Source organism: Methylobacterium sp. J-043 (assembly GCF_022829505.1).
GTDB lineage: Bacteria > Pseudomonadota > Alphaproteobacteria > Rhizobiales > Beijerinckiaceae > Methylobacterium > Methylobacterium extorquens_A.
Genome location: NZ_JAKSYB010000080.1, coordinates 1 through 301, shown reverse-complemented (window position 1 = coordinate 301; position 301 = coordinate 1). Strand labels below are relative to the sequence as shown.

The window sequence follows — 301 nt, the reverse complement described above, 5'->3', positions numbered from 1 at the left end:
AAGAAGACCTACCCGCGCGGTCGCCGAAGACACCATCGGAGCTCGCGTCGCAGGTGCGATGCAGACGGGAGACGCCCGAGTAACCGCTTCGATTCAGGTCGCCCCAGTACGGTGGCCGAGGCGGTTCAGGCGCTGTGCAGCGATCCGGCGGGCCGCTTCATCGCCGGCGGCACCAACCTCATCGATCTGATGAAGTACGATGTCGAGCGGCCGGGCAGGCTCATCGACATCACCCGCCTGCCGCTGGCTGAGATCGAGGAGCGCGACGGCGGTCTGCGCCGATGCGCAGACCGCCGTCGCG

1 protein-coding gene is annotated in these 301 nt (G+C 68.1%); it reads left to right on the top strand.

Features of this window, described 5'->3' with window-relative positions; genetic code table 11:
* Positions 1-111: 111 nt before the first annotated feature.
* Positions 112-301, top strand: a 190-nt coding sequence (locus MKK50_RS24765) for an FAD binding domain-containing protein (RefSeq protein WP_499025848.1), incomplete at its 3' end; no start/stop codon positions are given.